Here is a 16,793-nt window from a genome sequence, read left to right on the forward strand (position 1 = left end):
TCGTAAGGTAACGTTTTTATGGCGTGTTGTGCTTTATCTTTAGATATAGGTATTCACCAGCTACTAAAAACGTACTTTATGACATGGAGAAAATTTAGCGGAGAAGTCATCCAGTCGCCTATTATGACCGAAGTTGAAAGTGCTATTGAGCGCGAAACCCTTGCGGGCAATAAGCTCAAAGTTTGCATCGGCACCGACTCGCAGGTAAAAGGCGCGGTAATTGATTTTGCTACTGTTATTGTTTTTTTACGCGAGGGCCGCGGCGGCTTTATGTACATTCACCAGGAGCGCAGCTCTCAAAAAATGAGTATCAAGGAGCGTATGCTTACCGAGGTACAAAAGTCGATCGACATATCCTACAAACTTTGCGATTTGCTCGACCTGTATGATGTCGATCTGGAGGTACACGCTGATATTAACACCAATCCTATGTTTAAATCAAACCAGGCGCTGCATGAAGCAATGGGTTACATTTTAAGCATGGGATTTGTGTTTAAAGCCAAACCCGAAGCCTTTGCCAGCTCATGCTGCGCCAACAAGATGGTTCAATAAAGCCATCGGATAGCCCGCTATAAACTACTAATAGCGCAGGCGTTCTTAAACTCTTGCCCCTAAACAAGAGGCTGCCCGGTAAGCCCCGATTTTGCCGGAGAAGACGTCGTCACCCCTAATCAAGCCGTTTTATGATTAATCAAGTCTGTCATTTCGAGCATCGCGAGAAATCTATACACGAGTATTTATGCTTGCTAAGCATATGTATAGATTTCTCCCTTTAGTCGAAATGACAAATACTTGTTGCTGTACGCTTCTTGCGCATCCCCTTAAATCTTACTATCTTAATGGCGCACAACAACTGATCTGTTATCTCATGAAGAAAATCCTTGCCTTCAGCGCCCTCTCCATGGCCACTGTCTGCACCCAGGCCCAGCAAAAACCATTGATGGGTTTCACCCCTGCAACATCAGCTAAACAATTGCAAACCGAACAAAAGTTTGACGACGCCATCAGTGCCGACCGTATCAGCGCGGCTTTGAAGGATCTGTCGGCTTATCCGCACCATATCGGTTCGCCTGGTGGTAAAGTGGTTGCAGACAAGATTTTGGCTAAGTTTAAATCGTACGGCTTTGATGCCCATATACAAACTTATAAAGTGTTGTTCCCGACGCCGAAAACCCGCCTGCTGGAAATGACCGGCCCGACGCCGTTTACAGCAAGCCTGAAGGAAAACCCGCTGGCTGAGGACCCAACCTCAAACCAGGATGGGCAGTTGCCTACTTATAACGCGTGGAGTGCCGATGGCGACGTTACCGGCCAGCTGGTGTTTGTAAACTATGGCTTGCCTGATGATTATGACATGCTGGCCGCGATGGGCATTGATGTGAAGGGGAAGATTGTGATTGCCAAATACGGCAAATCATGGCGCGGCATTAAGCCTAAGGTTGCTTTTGAGCATGGGGCAATTGGCTGTATCATTTACTCAGACCCTAAAGACGATGGCTACTTTGCGGGAGATGTTTACCCCAAAGGCGCTTATAAAAATGAAACCGGCGTACAACGAGGCTCGGTGATGGATATGGTGATCTATCCCGGAGACCCGCTGACACCCGGCGTGGGTGCTACAGACAAGGCGCAGCGACTGGACCGTAAAGATGCTACCACCATATTAAAAATACCCGTACTGCCTATAAGCTATAAAGATGCGCAACCGTTGCTGCAATCGCTTGACGGGCCGGTAGCACCTGCCGAATGGCGCGGAGCCTTGCCTTTTACTTACCATGTTGGTCCAGGGAAATCAACTGTACACTTGAAGCTGGAATTTAACTGGAATCTGGTGCCCGCGTATGATGTGATCGCCAAAATAAAAGGTTCTACTTATCCTGACGAGTGGGTAATGCGCGGTAATCATCACGATGCCTGGGTTAATGGGGCAGACGACCCGCTAAGCGGTCAAACCGCTATGCTTGATGAAGCCAAAGCCATTGGCGACCTGGTAAAAAGCGGCTGGAAACCCAAACGTAGCATCGTGTACTGCGCCTGGGACGGAGAGGAGCCGGGCCTGTTAGGGTCGACCGAGTTTGTGGAGGATCATGACAGGGAGCTGCAGCAAAAAGCGGTGGTTTATATTAACTCGGATGATATATCAAGAGGATTTTATCACGCGGGAGGCTCGCATGCTTTGGAAAGCTTTATGGGCGAGGTTTCGCAAAGCGTGATTGACCCTGAAACAAAAGCAACGGTGGGCGACCGCGCCAAAGCGCATGAACTGGTAACCGCCGGTTCGGTAAAGGCCCGCAAAGAGATCATGGAGCGCAAGATTGCTCCGATCGAGGCTCTGGGGTCTGGTTCAGACTTTTCGTCCTTCCTGCAGCATGCCGGCGTGCCTACGTTGGATATTGGTTATGGCGGTGAAGGCCCGGGCGGCGAGTATCATTCTATTTTCGACTCGTATGCCGATTATAATAAATTTAAAGACCCCGGCTCGGTTTACAGCGGGGTGCTGGCTAAAACTGTCGGTCATGCGGTTTTAAGAATGGCAGATGCTGATGTATTGCCGTTTGATTTCAGGAACCTGTATACCACACTGGATGGTTATCGTAAAGAACTGGTGGAGTTGGCAAACAATATGCGCGAGACAACCGCTCAGCAAAATCAACTGCTCAAAACCAACGCCTACCAATTATCGGCCGATCCAACCAAGCATATGGATGCCCCGATAGCCAAAGCAGAAGTACCTGCGATTGATTTTACACCATTGAATACATCGCTACTGGCATTGAAAGCCAGTGCAGCTAAACTGGCTGATAAAACGGCCGCCGCACCAGCATTGGCAGCAGACCATAAAATGTTAAATGAAACGGTTTACAAAGCCGAACAGCAGTTGCTGTCGCCGAATGGCCTGCCGCGCCGCCCATGGTACAAGCACAGCATTTATGCACCGGGCTTTTATACAGGCTACGGGGTAAAAACCATGCCAGGCATCCGCGAAGCGATAGAACAAAGAAACTGGGAAGAAGCGAAGGAGCAGATTGCCGCCGTCGCAGCAAGTATTAATGCTTTGGCGGTTTATTTGGATAAAGCGGCAATGTAGCGCCTATAAAGAACGGGTGTCATGCTGAGCCTGTCGAAGCATAAGGGCGAAGGCCAGCGCTTGCCCTTCGACTAGCTCAGGGTGACACCCGTAACAAAAATGAAAACGCGACCCTATAGGGCCGCGTTTTCTGTGTCGTATTTATACACGTATGAAACCAGTGAAACGGCAAAGAAAAAACCCTGCCTTATCTCATCAATTCTGTAATCTTGCTTACCCAAACAAATTACTACTCAAGTACCTATCGCCTCTGTCGCAGCAGATAAATACAATAACACCTTCTTTCAGCTCTTTAGCCAGCTCAATCGCGGCAAATAGTGCGCCGCCGCTGCTCATACCGGCAAAAACGCCTTCTTCGCGGGCAAAGCGGCGGGCCATGGCAGTTGCATCGGCCTCGGCAATGTCCATCACCCGGTCAACTCTTGAAGGGTCGAATATTTTGGGCAGATATTCCTGCGGCCAGCGGCGTATTCCGGGGATGGATGAACCCTCGGTAGGCTGGCAGCCTACAATCTGAATATCCGGATTTACTTCTTTTAAATATTTTGAGCAGCCCATGATAGTACCGGTAGTACCCATGGCACTTACAAAGTGGGTAATCTTACGGTCGGTATCACGCCAAATTTCAGGGCCGGTAGTTTTGTAATGGGCCATGTAATTGTCGTGGTTGGCAAATTGGTTCAGTATGAAGTAACCCTGATTGGCAGCTTTGTCTTCGGCATAGTCCCGGCAGGCTTCAATACCGTCCAGCAAGGTCACTTTGGCGCCGAAGGCTTCCATGGTGAGCACGCGCTCCTGGGTTGAGTTTGAAGGCAGGGCCAATTCAATTTCAATACCGTAAAGGCTGGCTATCATTGCTAACGCAATACCGGTATTGCCGCTGGTAGCTTCAATGAGCTTACTGCCGGGTTTAATATCGCCGCGCTCTAAAGCGCTTCTGATCATGTTTAGCGCCGCACGGTCTTTTACACTACCACCGGGGTTGTTACCCTCTAGTTTGCCGTATATTTTAACCTTAGGGTTGGGGTTTAATCTTTGTATTTCAACCAGCGGCGTATTACCTATCAGCTCAATTAATGTTGCCATTTTAGTTCTCTTCGCTCTTTTTTAAAACCTTTACGGTTGGCGCATGGAAAACCCTCGAGTGGGGCTCTACGCTTTTGGTTAACCAAACATTACCGCCTATCACGCTGTCATGCCCAACAACTGTTTCGCCACCTAAAATGGTAGCGCCAGAGTAAATAACCACATTATCCTCAACCGTTGGGTGGCGTTTGGTGTTAGCCATGTATTTAGCTACGCTCAGCGCACCTAAAGTTACACCCTGGTATAGTTTTACATTTTTACCAATGCGGGTGGTTTCGCCAATCACAATGCCGGTGCCATGGTCTATGTAAAAATATTCATCGATATCGGCTGCCGGGTGTATATCAATACCGGTTTTTGAATGCGCATACTCGGTCAGTATCCGTGGTATCAGCGGCACATCATTGACATATAAACTATGCGCCAAACGATAAAATGAGATGGCAAAAAAACCGGGATAAGTGCGTATTACCTCAAACTCGCTGCGTGCGGCCGGGTCGCCATTAAATATGGCTTCAATATCGGTATTCAGAATACGATACAGCTCTGGTAATGAATTAAAAAAGTTTTGCGCACGCTTTGGATTATTACCCTCGCAACAGGCTTTTGTTGCATCCATAATGTGCGATAACTCCTGCTCCAGTTTGGCAAACTCATCCTTAAGCTGACCAACCGATAAAAATACTTTTTTTGATTGCTCAGGAAACAACAAACGAATTACCTCCATGGCCCAGGCGGTGATCTCCTTGTTTGAAGGCACAGCCTCAGCTAGTTGCTGTTTGTTTAAAATCTGCCGGAAAAATTCGTCATTCATTGCAATACGCCCACAATTATTTGGTGTACTGCAAGTTTAGACAAAAAAATGTTGTTTGTATGTAAAAACTATCTTTTTGATAGATTTTAAAAAGGCATGAAAAATTTAATATGCCAGCAGCTGCTGCATTACTTTCTCTAGTCGCGATTTACCCAAAAACTGACTTTCCAGGCCTTTATCCATAGGTACCGGCGTATCCAGGCTTGCGCAGCGCATTACCGGGGCCGCCAGTTCTTTGAAACATTTTTCACTGATGGTAGCGGCTACTTCGGCGCCGAAGCCACTGGTCAAGGTATCCTCGTGCAGCACCAGGGCGCGGTTGGTTTTCTTCACGCTGGCCATTACGGTTGCGCAATCCCAGGGCTGTAAGCTTCGCAGGTCTATAATTTCGATGGATAGTTCAGGGTGATTGCTCAGATATTCCAGTGCCCAGTGCACAGCATAGCCGTAGGCTATGATAGTGGCCTGTGTGCCTTTTTTAACAACGCGTGCCTTGCCTATTTCTACAAAAATTTCGCCGTCGGGTACTTCGCCGGTAAGGTTCCGGTACAGGTATTTATGCTCAAAATACATTACCGGGTTAGGGTCGGCAATGGCCGACATCATGAGCCCCTTTGCATCAGCCGGAAAGGCAGGGTAAACCACCTTTAAGCCCGGAGTTTTAGTAAACCAGGCCTCGTTGCTCTGCGAATGGAACGGCCCGCCTGCGGTACCTGCACCTGTAGGCATCCTGATCACCACGTCCACATTTTGCCCCCAGCGATAATGCGTTTTAGCCAGGTTATTGACCACCTGGGTAAAGCCGCTGCTTACAAAATCGGCAAACTGCATCTCCACAACAGCTTTATAACCATTTAGTGACAAGCCCATAGCTGCACCAATAACCCCCGACTCGCACAGCGGGGTATTGCGTACGCGCTCCTTGCCAAAAAACTCATGAAAGTTCTCGGTGACTTTAAATACGCCGCCATATTCGGCAATATCCTGCCCCATGAGTACCAGGTTGGGGTAGCGTTCCATTGATAGCAATAAGCCATCGCGCAGCGCATCAATGTACCTGATCACTTGTGATTTAGGCGATAGCTTAAACGATGGCCTGGTAAAGGGTTTATAGACATCACCCAGTTCGGTAAATACATTCGGCCGGATATCTTTTTCCATCAGCACCTTGTCTATCACCGGGTCAATCTCTTTTAAAATCTCGTCGCGCAAAAACGGAATCCATTCGGGCCGTAACGCCCCCTGGCTTATCAGGTAATTCTCGAAACTACGTACCGGGTCCCGGTCCTGCCATTCGGCTATCAGCTCGGGCGGTACATATTTAGTGCCGGATGCTTCCTCGTGGCCGCGAATGCGGAAGGTTTTACACTCTACTAAAACCGGCCGTGGCCGCTGGCGTATACTGTGTGCTATTTCACTAATGGCATAATACATTTCCAGTATGTTGTTGCCATTTAACTGCCTGCCCTCAATGCCGTAGCCAATGGCTTTGTCAACCAGTTTTTTGGCGCGATATTGTTCATGCGTTGGGGTAGACAATGCATAAGCGTTGTTTTCAATCAAAAAGATAACCGGCAGGTTCCATACTGCGGCAATGTTTACGGCTTCGTGGAAGTCGCCTTCGCTGGTGCCGCCCTCACCGGTAAAAACTAAGGTTGCTTTTTTATTTTTGCTCAACACATCGGCTAATGCAATACCATCGGCCAAAGCCATCTGAGGGCCCAGGTGCGATATCATCCCGATGATCTTATGCTCTTGCGTGCCAAAATGAAATGAGCGGTCGCGCCCCTTGGTAAAACCTGATGCCTTGCCTGTCCACTGGCCCATTAATCGGTTAAAAGGTACGCCGCGGGTGGTAAATACACCCAGGTTGCGGTGCATGGGCAGGATATATTCGTCGGGATGCATGGCCAGGGCAGCGCCCACAGCGATAGCTTCCTGACCAATACCGGAAAACCATTTGCCAATGCGGCCCTGTCTGAGCAGAATCAGCATTTTTTCCTCTACAACACGCGGATACAGCAACTTTTTGTAGATTGCTATTAATGCATTATCGTCCAGGTTTTTCCGGTCAAAAATCATGTACCCAACTAAAGTGAATCTTATGTGCGCCCTGAACTGTTGTCGGTCGGGGGGCACCTAATTTAAGGAAGATAATTGCGGATGCAAAATCTGAAAGGTGGATTTTAGGTCAAAAACTTGCTATTTCAGACTATAGCAAAGAAACCTAAACAAACTCCGTCACGTCATCGCGAGCGTAGCGTGGCGATCTGTAGGCGAGCGGCCTTCCGATTATCCGGAGATCGCCACGCTCGTACCTCGCTCGCGATGACGCTATAGAAAATAGAAATATCTTTCTTAGCTCTGATTCTTATGCTGGTCTTTCCACTGTTCAGCAAATGATTTTGGCGCGACGTGCGGCATCGCCTTATAATGTCCCCAGCTTTTTTTGAAGAAGGTTCTTAACAATTTGTTTTTGGTATTACCGCTCAAAAAATCTTCGAGCTTACGGCTCAGCATACCCTTTTTCCAGGCAAACCAGCCCCATTTTTCAGCAGTCGGTACATAACCCTCATTTACAGCATCACGGCGGTTAAGCAGCAGCATTTTATGTATATCTATCTTAACCGGGCAAACCTCGGTACATTTACCGCAAAGGCTTGAAGCGTAGCTCAGGTGCTTAAAGTTTTCCATGCCTTTTAAGTGCGGGGTAATGATAGAACCTATTGGGCCGCTATATGGTGTACCGTAAGTATGACCGCCTACGTTTTTATAAACCGGGCAGCCATTTAAGCAAGCACCGCAACGAATGCAGTACAAGCCCTGGCGCTGTTCTTTTTGAGCAAGCAAATTGGTACGGCCGTTGTCAAGCAATACCACGTACATTTCTTCCGGGCCATCGGTCTCGCCGGGTTGGCGCGGGCCGCTAAGCACAGTGTTGTATACAGTTAAATTCTGGCCTGTACCATGTGTTGCCAGCATGGGCCAGTATAAATCAAGATCAGTTAGCGAGGGGATAATTTTCTCTATACCCACCACCGCAATGTGTATCCGTGGGAACGATGTGCTTAAGCGGGCATTGCCTTCATTTTCAGATAGTGCTATGCTGCCGGTATCAGCAATTAAAAAGTTACCGCCGGTTATGCCAACTTCGGCAGTTACATATTTTTCGCGCAGCAGTTCGCGGGCTTTTTGGGTAAGTTGCTCTGGTGTATAATCAAGCGGGGTGCCAAATTTTTCGTTAAATAGTTTGGCAATGTCCTCTTTTGAAAGGTGCATGGCCGGTGTTACAATGTGATAAGGCTTTTGCCCTAATAATTGCACAATATATTCGCCTAAGTCTGTTTCAATCGATTCAACGTTGTTGTGCTCGAGGTACTCGTTCAGTTCGATTTCCTCGGTTACCATTGACTTCGATTTAACGATCATTTTGGCTCCGGCTTTTTGAATGATGTTTAGTATCTCGCGATTGGCTTCCTCGGCGTCGTTAGCCCAGATCACCTTGCCGCCGCGTTTTTGGAAATTTGCCTCGAACTCGGGTAATATCTTATCCAGGTTCTCCATCATTTTCCACTTTAATACGTGGCCACGGCGTTTGGCGTTTTCCAGGTTAATAATGCGCGACAAGCCGCGGTCAACCGCAGTATCGTACTTATTGATATTGTAGTTGATGATGCGACGGTGGTCGATATCAAATGATTTATTTTCTGAGTCGGTCAGAAATTCCTCAGCGATACTAGTCATGCTGCTAATTTATGAATTTACACCATAAAAAAAGCGGCAGGGTGTTTTCCTGCCGCTTTTTTTGAATATTATGTCAATATTGCTTACAAATTAAGCACAAGCTATCTTACCGACACGGCGCGCATGGCGGCCGCCTTCAAATTCGGTGCTGAAAAATATCTCGCAAATCTTTTTAGCCTGATCAACAGTCACAAAGTTTGACGGAATGCAAAGTACATTAGCATCCGTATGGCTGCGGGCAGGCTCGGTTACCGCTTCGTTATAACACAACGCCGCGCGGATACCCTGGTGCTTGTTGGCTGCAATAGCCACGCCGTTAGCACTGCCGCAAATCAGTATACCATAATCAAACTCACCGTTTTCAACAGCGGTAGCAACGGGATGCGCAAAATCAGTGTAATCGCATGAGTCTTTTGAGAACGTGCCAAAATCTTTCACATTCTCACCCAGAAAAGTAAGCAATGTGTTTTTGAGCTCAAAACCTGCATGGTCAGCACCGATAGCAATTTTTAATCCTTCAATCATTTTATTGGGTGATGATAATTGGTTTACGATTTCATCAGTTCGTCGTGTTCTTTGGCACGGCGTTTTTCAACTACCGAAGCTACTACTATGCCTACTTCATACAAAACAAATAGTGGCAGGGTAGCAATCATGGTGGTCATAAAATCTGGCGACGGCGAAATGATAGCACCTACGATCAATAAAATAACTACCGCATAGCGGCGGGTTCTTTTCATGAAAGTACCAGTCAAAATACCAATCGACGCCAGGATATAGATGAATATAGGGAGCTCAAATACAATACCGATGATAAGCGTAATAGTTGCTACCATAGACAAGTATGAACTTACCGTAAACTCGTTTTTGATGGTATCGCTTACGTTATAGTTGGCTAAGAAGGCAATCGACTCGGGCGCAATTACATAATAACCAAACAGAATACCGATAATGAACAGCAACGATGCCCAAAATACAAAACCGCTGGCTGCTTTCCTTTCCTTCTCTAAAAGTGCAGGTTTAATAAAGCGCCATATCTCCCACAAAATGTAAGGCACACTCAGTATAATACCGATAAGCACTGACGAGTTGATCTGCAACATAAATTGCCCGGCAACATCGGTGTTAATGATCTCGGCATTGAACTTGGTGATACAAAAACCTTCGCCCAGCTTACACATCATGCGGTAAGTCCAGAAATCGGGGCTAAACGGCCCCATAATAAAGTTTTTGAAAATAAAGCGGTAGTTCAGGAAAGCTACCAGTGCAAAAACAACGACGGCTATAGCAGCGCGTATCAAATGCCATCTTAAAGCCTCCAGGTGGTCAAAGAATGACATTTCGGCTTCAAGGTTTTTCCCCTTCTCTCTTATCGCTTTTACTAAGTTCTTTTCGTCGCTCATTGAAATAGTTCCGGGAGAGCTTGACTCACGGAAATTAACAGGTCTGTATTAATACTCAAACGTTTCCATGAACTTGGTGGTAAAATTACCGGCACGGAAGTTTGGATCTTTCAATAGTTTTAAGTGGAAAGGTATAGTAGTTTTAATACCTTCAATAATAAACTCGCCTAAAGCGCGCTCCATAGTGCTTAAAGCTTCTTCGCGGGTTTGAGCCACGCATATAACCTTAGCAATCATTGAGTCGTAGTTTGGCGGTATGGTATAGCCGCTGTAAACGTGTGTATCTACACGTACACCGTGACCACCCGGCGAGTGGAAGTTGGTTATTTTACCCGGCGATGGACGGAAGTTGTTAAACGGATCCTCGGCATTGATACGACACTCAATAGCGTGCATTGTTGGCTCGTAGTTTTTACCTGAGATAGGAATGCCGGCGGCAACTTTAATTTGTTCTTTGATCAGGTCAAAGTTGATCACTTCTTCAGTAACCGGGTGCTCCACCTGGATACGGGTATTCATTTCCATGAAGTAAAAGTTGCGGTCCTTATCAACCAAAAACTCTACGGTGCCAGCGCCTTCGTATTTTACGGCTTTGGCGCCTTTAATAGCAGCCTCGCCCATTTTTTTACGCAGTTTCTCGGTCATGAAAGGCGATGGAGCCTCTTCAACCAGTTTTTGGTGACGACGCTGGATAGAGCAATCGCGTTCAGACAGGTGACAAACTTTACCATACTGGTCGCCTACTACCTGTATCTCAATGTGACGCGGGTCCTGAACATATTTCTCCAAGTACATGCCATCATTACCAAATGCAGCACCCGATTCGGCACGTGCCGAATCCCAGGCATTTTCAAACTCCTCGTCTTTCCAAACAATACGCATACCGCGGCCACCACCACCGGCAGTAGCTTTAAGGATTACAGGATAACCGATTTTTTTAGCTATCGCGATACCTTCTTTTACGCTCTCTAACAAACCATCAGAACCCGGTACAATTGGTACGCCGGCTTTTTTCATGGTGTCTTTGGCCGAAGCTTTATCACCCATTGAGTTAATCTGATCGGCTGTAGCACCAATAAATTTGATACCGTATTCGGCGCAGATAGCTGAGAACTTTGCATTTTCTGACAAGAAACCATACCCCGGATGGATGGCGTCGGCATTGGTTAGCTCGGCAGCTGATATTAAATTAGGAATATTTAAATAAGAATCTTTACTTGCCGGCGGGCCAATACAAACAGCCTCGTCAGCAAAGCGAACGTGAAGACTATCGCGGTCGGCAGTAGAATATACAGCAACCGTTTTAATACCCATTTCTTTACAGGTACGGATAATGCGTAAGGCAATCTCTCCACGGTTAGCTATTAATATTTTTTTAAACATGTTTTTTAAAGTTGATTGGGTTGATTGAGTTGATTAAGTGATTGAGTTTTAATACTCTCTTAATTAACCACAAACTTTAAATACTAAGTTGAGTGATATTAATCAATTGACAGGCAACTACTCACCTAATCAACCAATTACTATTCACTGTTACATAGGTTCTACTAAAAATAACGGTTGGTCATATTCAACCGGCGAAGCGTTATCAACCAATATTTTTACTATACGGCCTGATACTTCTGATTCGATCTCGTTGAATAATTTCATGGCTTCAATGATGCAAACTACTGAGCCGGTTGACACCTCGTCGCCTACGTTTACAAACATCGGTTTATCAGGGCCGGCAGATCGGTAGAATGTACCGATCATTGGCGACTTGATAGTAATATAGTTTGATGTATCGGCAGCCGGAGCAGCGGGGGTAGCAGCGGCAGGCGCGGCAGCAGGCAGGGCCTGAACCGGTGCTGCAGCCACAGGCGCAGCGCTCGGAATAGTAGCGTGAACTACAGTTGGCTCCTGAGCGGTTTTAATAGTAATCTTAAAATCTTTTTGCTCGATCGATACTTCGTTTACTCCCGATTTGGAAACAAAGCGGATAAGATCCTGTATTTGTTTAATATCCATTATTGCAGATTATAGGGTTTATTGGATAATATGTATTAATCTAAGTTAGTTATAATGTTATAATGTGCAAATCTGCAGATATGCAGATGGCTATTATGGTTTAACGTGTAATGTATGGTATGGTTTTTATTTTTAACGCACTAACAAAAAGAAAATCAATTCATTCGCACATCCGCATATCCGTACACCTGCACATCAAATTAATAAGCCCATTTAAGGTACATTGATCCCCAGGTAAAGCCGCCGCCAAAAGCTGCCAGGATCAGGTTGTCGCCTTTTTTAAATTTGCTTTCCCACTCCCATAAACACAAAGGTATGGTGGCATTGGTAGTATTGCCATAACGCTCAATGTTAACAATCACTTTGTCGTCGCTTATGCCACAACGTGCAGCAGTAGCATCAATAATACGTTTGTTAGCCTGGTGCGGCACTAACCATGCAATATCTTCTGATTGCAGGTTATTACGCTCCATCACATCGGCAGCAACATCGGCCATGCTGGTAACCGCAAATTTAAATACGGTTTTACCTTCCTGGTAAGCAAAGTGCTCGCGGGCGTCAATAGTAGCATGGCTGGCCGGTTTAACAGAGCCCCCTGCCTTCATATGCAGGAACGGAATGCCCGAACCGTCGCTTTTCAGGATAGAATCTTTAATGCCATAGCCTTCGTAGTTTGGCTCAAGCAACGCTGCGCCTGCGCCATCGCCAAAAATGATACAGGTGGCGCGGTCCTGGTAATCAACAATTGACGACATTTTGTCGGCGCCAACTACCAATACTTTTTTGTGCATACCGGTTTCAATAAACTGTGCGCCGGTAGCTAAACCAAACACAAAGCCTGAGCAGGCGGCTTGCATATCAAATCCCCAGGCATTAACAGCACCAATTTTGTGTGCAAAAAGGTTAGCCGTAGCCGGGAAAGGCATGTCAGGGGTAGTAGTACAAAAAATAATCAGGTCAATTTCTTCGGGGCCTATGCCGCGTTTTTTCAGCAGGCCTTCAACCGCAGGGGCGGCAAGGTCTGATGTGCCCAGCCCTTCGCCTTTTAAAATTCTGCGTTCTTTGATACCGGTACGTGTGGTTATCCACTCGTCGTTAGTATCTACCATGGTAGATAGCTCCTGATTAGTTAACACATAATCAGGTACATAACCATTGACAGCCGTAATGGCTGCAGTAATTTTACTCATAGCTATAATTATTTATTGAAAGGCTTCTGTCACTTTCGCAACAAGTTCACTTTCAACCATATCTTTAGATAAAAGAACCATATTTTTGATGGCTTCAGGGCTTGATATACCGTGGCCAACAACAACAGGGGCATTTATTCCCAAAATTGGGCTGCCTCCGTATTGCTCATAGTTAAACCTGTCAAAAAATTCATCTTTTAACCCTTTTTTGCGGGTTATTACATAGAACGATTCAGCAAGTTTCAAAATTATATTTCCGGTAAAACCATCGCAAACAAAAACATCGGCTGCGTCCCCAAAAAGGTCGCGTCCTTCAGCATTACCAATAAAGTTAAACTGGGATGTTTCTTTCATTAAAGGATAAGTGGCCTGACAAAGCAGGTTACCCTTTTCTTCTTCTTCGCCGATGTTCATCAGCGCTACGCGAGGGTTTTCAATACCATAAACGCTTTGGGCCATCAAGCTGCCCAGCACGCCAAACTGCACCAGTACCTCAGGTTTGCAATCAGCATTGGCTCCAACATCTAACAAAATGTTGATACCGCCGTTGAGGCGTGGTACTATGGTAGTAATGGCCGGGCGAAGAATGCCCGGGATGGTTTTAACACTAAACATGGAACCAACCAGCATGGCGCCGGTATTGCCTGCTGATGAGAAAGCATCGATCTGCCCCTCTTTCAACATTCTGAAACCTACGCTGATACTTGAATCGGCTTTTTGAACTACCGCTTTGGTGGGATGTTCGCCCATGCCGATAACTTCGGTAGTGTGCACGTACTCGAAGTTGTCCGGATCAAAGTTGTGTTCACGAAGAATGCCTATAGCCGCCTCTTTGTCGCCTATAAGCACCAGTTTATGGCCTTGTAATACTTTGTAAGCCTCGATAGCCCCTAAAACAGTCGCTTTGGGGGCGTAATCTCCGCCCATAATATCTAAGCCAATCTTCATGTTAGAAAATTAGTTGTTAAGCTACTGCTTTTTCGATAAGTAATTTACCGTTGTAGTAAACGTTACCGTCCACAGTATAAGCTCTGTGAGGCAAGTGCACAGCACCGGTAACTTTGCAAGTAGTTAACGTTGGAGCGACAGCTTTGTCATGAGTTCTACGCTTGTCTCTTCTTGATTTTGATATTTTACGTTTTGGATGTGGCATAACCTTATAGTTATTATTATTTAATTTTTTTCAATGCATCCCACCTTGGGTCTGCACTATCATCACTTTGTTCATTACCTCCCGACAGGCTGTTAATTCTATCGAGCATCTCTTTATCACAATACGGGGTATTTCCCGCGTCGCCGCAGCCAGCCACAAACGGCACTGCAACGTTAATATATTCGTAGATCAAACCTGCAAGTACCAGCTCGTGGTCGTTCTTGCTTAAGGTGACGATCTCGTCATCCTCGTCAATTTCCTCGTTTGCAAACTTGGCTATCTGCTGTTCGCGAATGTCCACCTGTTCGGGATATTCAGCCAGGCAGGTATCACAAGTAGCCTGAATGGTGCCGGTGATACGGAAATCAAGAATCAGCATAGTTTCTTGTTTTTCCAGCTCAACAGCGCATTTCAAATCAGCTTTTTTTACCAGCGAGTAATCAAACTCGTCAAAAAAATCATCCTTAACATCAAAATCAAAATGATGCTTTCCCAGCGATAAACCGGAAAAAGGAATCGAATAATTTCGTAGCGATTTCAATGAGCAACAATTAGCCTGCAAATGTAGGGAAAAAATCGAATACCGAAAAAGGTTTTTTTTAAATGCGTTTTAGGTATGTTATTTACACCATGAACCTGATTTTGAGAGCACTTAGCGTGTTTTACTTTAACAAGCGGTTAGATAGTTTGCTAACGCAATGCTCAAAACAACGCTTCCTTTATCGCAGACAATTAAATTCCCGGGCGCAAAGGTACGTGTCAACTATTACAATGGAGAGAGAATGTTTAAATTTTTTATGCAAGAGAGATCCACCTGTTTAATTCCCTCCCTTGGGAGGGGGGCGGTGGCATTGAGCGCAATGGCAGGGAGGGGTTTAGTGCCTAACCAATTTCAGAAACCCCTCCCTGCCCCTCCCTTGGGAGGGAATCGCACCAGCCTTCGCTTTTAATATCTAGCACCAGGTAGTCGATGCTATATCTTCAACTTAATATTTACCTTTTCCAACAGGCCCGTTAACCACACCATCGCGAAAGCAAATACAAAACATTTAATTAACCCGCCTGTTCCTTCGCTGATAATACCGGGGTATTGCAGATTGGTCATTTCAAACAACGGATAAAACAAGCCGGGCACAATGTAGCAGGTAAAGGCATTGTCGCCGGCCGGTTTTATGATCTTGAACCAGCTAAACTTATTTTTAAAATCCACTACATATATAAATATAGCATACACCACCAGGCTTATGGCGGTACAGATCAATACCCATGATGGCGTATCGCGCACCTTAGATATGCCGCCGCTAAAATACCGCACAATAAAGCCCAGATTAAGCAAGATCACGGCCATGAGCAGCATACCTGTTAATAACAGGCGCAGCTCGCCGCTCTCACGCAGGCGCATATATAAAACGGCTACAAACACCCCGGCCATGGTAAAAGCCTGCATAGCGCCGTTGCCCGACAGCCATATATAGTCGCGCAGCGGGTCTAAAAAATGCAACATGCCGAAATGGAAATCGAGATTAAAAAACATGAAGAATATCCAGGCGGCGGCCTGGATCCACAATATACCTTTAGAATAGTAGTAAATAAGCGCACATACCAGGTATGACCAGCCTATCAGTCCTAAAATTTCCCACCAGGTAAAGTGCAGCCAATGGTGCTCGGGGTCCTTACTTCTATACAATACCGACAGCGTGATAAGCAGCGCCCAGCCAAAGCCCTGCAGCAAATATTTCTTGAGGGCCGACGTGTTTTTGGTATAATTAAGGAAGATGAAGAAAAAACTGAACACCAGCAAGCTTTCCCAAACGGGCCTGGGCAATACGCCGTAGGCTTCGCTATAACTGTCGATATTGGAGAAAAAGAAGCCCATAAAAATCAGCGCGAACGAGCGCATGATGATACGGAATGGGGCATGATAGTCGCCGCGCTTTATCCTGTTTTGGAAGGCAAAGGGTATTGATAAACCTACTATAAACAAAAAAGCCGGGAAAATGGTATCGGCAAGTCCCAGGGCATCGGCATTCATTTTAGCGTGATGTATCCATTGAGGGGTATTAGGCACATCATCGAGATCATTCACAAAAATCATTAAAAACATGGTGACGGCGCGAAAGGCATCTATCGACCGCACCCGGCTCGGCTCACTATTCATCACGGTATTTAATAGCCGCAAACTATGAAATGTTTGCGGTGCAGGTGTTAAATTTTGTTAAAAAAGACCTTTACGTATGTGCAATCGATGTTATTTGAGGGAAGTTAATTGTAACTCATTATTTACCTGATATTTTTCCAAAAAATATAT

The 16,793-nt window shown here is 45.9% G+C and carries 15 protein-coding genes; 2 read left to right on the top strand and 13 right to left on the bottom strand.

The genetic code is table 11. The features are described from left to right. Positions 1-78 precede the first annotated feature (78 nt). The gene (locus ACFS5N_RS11325) at positions 79-552 is read left to right on the top strand and encodes a ribonuclease H-like YkuK family protein (protein WP_377185409.1); all 474 of its coding nucleotides are present in this window, start codon (positions 79-81) and stop codon (positions 550-552) included. Between the two features lie 316 nt (positions 553-868). Then, positions 869-3,088 carry a transferrin receptor-like dimerization domain-containing protein gene (locus ACFS5N_RS11330; protein WP_377185411.1) on the top strand — a complete coding sequence of 740 codons (2,220 nt, stop codon included), beginning with the start codon at positions 869-871 and terminating at the stop codon, positions 3,086-3,088. A 213-nt stretch (positions 3,089-3,301) separates the two neighbouring features. Here ACFS5N_RS11330 and cysM read toward each other — a convergent pair whose 3' ends face one another. From cysM to ACFS5N_RS11395, 13 genes are all read right to left on the bottom strand, one after another. Then, positions 3,302-4,174: a cysteine synthase CysM gene (cysM, locus tag ACFS5N_RS11335; RefSeq protein WP_377185413.1), complete on the bottom strand. Its 873-nt coding sequence runs from the start codon at positions 4,172-4,174 to the stop codon at positions 3,302-3,304. Between the two features lies 1 nt (position 4,175). Continuing rightward, the gene (gene epsC, locus ACFS5N_RS11340; RefSeq protein ID WP_377185415.1) at positions 4,176-4,988 is read right to left on the bottom strand and encodes a serine O-acetyltransferase EpsC; all 813 of its coding nucleotides are present in this window, start codon (positions 4,986-4,988) and stop codon (positions 4,176-4,178) included. Positions 4,989-5,093: 105 nt separating this feature from the next. Then, positions 5,094-7,070 (bottom strand): alpha-ketoacid dehydrogenase subunit alpha/beta, encoded by a 1,977-nt coding sequence (locus tag ACFS5N_RS11345; RefSeq protein WP_377185417.1) that lies wholly within the window; start codon positions 7,068-7,070, stop codon positions 5,094-5,096. A gap of 276 nt (positions 7,071-7,346) precedes the next feature. After that, entirely contained in the window at positions 7,347-8,732 is a 1,386-nt protein-coding gene (locus ACFS5N_RS11350; protein ID WP_377185419.1) for a LutB/LldF family L-lactate oxidation iron-sulfur protein, read from the bottom strand. Positions 8,733-8,822: 90 nt separating this feature from the next. After that, positions 8,823-9,257 (bottom strand): ribose 5-phosphate isomerase B, encoded by a 435-nt coding sequence (gene rpiB, locus ACFS5N_RS11355; protein WP_377185421.1) that lies wholly within the window; start codon positions 9,255-9,257, stop codon positions 8,823-8,825. A gap of 23 nt (positions 9,258-9,280) precedes the next feature. Then, on the bottom strand, positions 9,281-10,135 hold the full coding sequence (gene tatC / locus ACFS5N_RS11360; protein ID WP_377185423.1) for a twin-arginine translocase subunit TatC: 855 nt from the start codon (positions 10,133-10,135) through the stop codon (positions 9,281-9,283). A gap of 48 nt (positions 10,136-10,183) precedes the next feature. Beyond that, complete coding sequence (gene accC, locus ACFS5N_RS11365; RefSeq protein ID WP_377185426.1) at positions 10,184-11,518, bottom strand: acetyl-CoA carboxylase biotin carboxylase subunit; 1,335 nt, start codon at positions 11,516-11,518, stop codon at positions 10,184-10,186. Positions 11,519-11,668: 150 nt separating this feature from the next. Next, positions 11,669-12,142, bottom strand: coding sequence for an acetyl-CoA carboxylase biotin carboxyl carrier protein (gene accB / locus ACFS5N_RS11370; protein WP_377185428.1), 474 nt, complete (start codon positions 12,140-12,142; stop codon positions 11,669-11,671). A 200-nt stretch (positions 12,143-12,342) separates the two neighbouring features. Continuing rightward, positions 12,343-13,332: a beta-ketoacyl-ACP synthase III gene (locus ACFS5N_RS11375; RefSeq protein ID WP_377185430.1), complete on the bottom strand. Its 990-nt coding sequence runs from the start codon at positions 13,330-13,332 to the stop codon at positions 12,343-12,345. A gap of 12 nt (positions 13,333-13,344) precedes the next feature. Continuing rightward, complete coding sequence (gene plsX / locus ACFS5N_RS11380; RefSeq protein WP_377185432.1) at positions 13,345-14,280, bottom strand: phosphate acyltransferase PlsX; 936 nt, start codon at positions 14,278-14,280, stop codon at positions 13,345-13,347. 16 nt (positions 14,281-14,296) lie between these two features. After that, the gene (rpmF, locus tag ACFS5N_RS11385; RefSeq protein ID WP_345102741.1) at positions 14,297-14,485 is read right to left on the bottom strand and encodes a 50S ribosomal protein L32; all 189 of its coding nucleotides are present in this window, start codon (positions 14,483-14,485) and stop codon (positions 14,297-14,299) included. A 16-nt stretch (positions 14,486-14,501) separates the two neighbouring features. Beyond that, positions 14,502-15,026, bottom strand: a complete 525-nt coding sequence (locus ACFS5N_RS11390; RefSeq protein WP_377185434.1) for a YceD family protein — start codon at positions 15,024-15,026, stop codon at positions 14,502-14,504. Positions 15,027-15,458: 432 nt separating this feature from the next. Further along, positions 15,459-16,643, bottom strand: a complete 1,185-nt coding sequence (locus ACFS5N_RS11395) for a DUF5009 domain-containing protein (RefSeq protein WP_377185436.1) — start codon at positions 16,641-16,643, stop codon at positions 15,459-15,461. Positions 16,644-16,793 lie beyond the last annotated feature (150 nt).

The organism is Mucilaginibacter ximonensis, assembly GCF_042686265.1.
Taxonomy (GTDB): Bacteria; Bacteroidota; Bacteroidia; order Sphingobacteriales; family Sphingobacteriaceae; genus Mucilaginibacter; species Mucilaginibacter ximonensis.